The organism is Mycoplasma collis ATCC 35278 (assembly GCF_000701825.1).
GTDB classification, from domain to species: domain Bacteria; phylum Bacillota_I; class Bacilli_A; order Mycoplasmatales; family Metamycoplasmataceae; genus Mesomycoplasma_A; species Mesomycoplasma_A collis.
The window spans coordinates 1-1,395 of the sequence record NZ_JNJY01000037.1; the positions used below are offsets into that span (position 1 = coordinate 1).

Sequence of the window (1,395 nt, forward strand, 5' to 3'; positions counted from 1 at the left end):
TAATAAAGTTGCTAATGATTTAAATATAATCTCTTATCCAAATAATACTAATAAGAAAAATCAACCAATATTAATAAAAGAAACTCAAAGTGTTAATAAAAAAGAATTCAAATTTAATTCACTAAAATTTGTAAACGATGATAGTGTTACAACCAAGAAATTTAATGCTGCTTCTGATCAAGATCTTAAATTTGGATTAAGTTTTGATTATTATGGTAAAGATCTTTACAATAAAAATGTAAAACTTAAATTTAAAGATGATTTAAATAATGAAATCTTTACAAATGTAATTTCATTTGATTATAATGCGATTAAAACTAGTGGAATGAAACATATTTTTATGTTTGAAGCTTCTAATCAAACTAATTTAAAACTAAATCGTTATTACACTTTTGAAGGTGTTTTTGATGATGCCGGTGTTAGAATTAATGATAATTTCAATAATAGTGATATAACAGGAAATAATGCTCTTAAGTTCTATCTAAATTCAAATTCAGATGTAAGTTTTGGCACAAATCCTATTATTCAAAAAGATACTTCAGATTTAACATCTACAAAAGTAGAATTAAGTTTCACAGATCCAGATGGAATAATTCAACCTAGCGATGCTAATAACAATAATTTAAAAATTACTGTTTTAGATGAAACTACAAATATGGAAAAAACAGTATTTGGGACAATTGAAAATGGTAAAATCAAATTTACCATTCCAGATACTAAAGTAGATCATAACTATAAAATTAAGAAAATAGAATTTGTAAATAAACCAGCATTAGCAGTTGAGCCAATTAACTCTACAGACAATAATAATATTTTATCCGGATCTGAAACTTCAATTGGTCCAACTAATTTAAAAATTACTAATGTTGAGAAAAATATTAACAATAATAATGTTAATGTTAAATATACATTTGATAATCAAAGATTTAATGATGCTAATGCAAGATTTGCAGCGTTATATAAAGACTTAGATGATAATTACATTTTATCTAACCTTGCAACTAAAGATACTGATAATAAAATTAATGTTTCTATTGAACCATCTAAAGTTAGAACTAATAATAAACTTATATTAGAAAAAATATTTGTCGGTTCTGAAACTGAAATTAATAATTTAGCTAATTTAACTGATTATACTAATGTTGATTTAGCTAAATTAGATCTTAATGATTTAACTGATAAAAAACTTGAAATTAATACTCAAGAAACTAGTGTTAATTTAACAGAAAACTATACATCTACAGTTAATAGTGCAACTCTTAAATTCAAAATCAGAACTACAGATAGTTTTTATAATAACGATTTAAGCACTAATACTAAAGCACAACTTAAATTAGTTTATAAAAATAATGAAACTAATGTAATGAGTGAAGCTATTGCAACATTAATGCCCAT

At 23.5% G+C, this 1,395-nt stretch carries 1 protein-coding gene; it reads left to right on the forward strand.

The genetic code is table 4. The features are described from left to right. On the forward strand, positions 1 to 1,395 hold a 1,395-nt coding region (locus T403_RS04565), incomplete at both ends, for a hypothetical protein (RefSeq protein WP_033161519.1).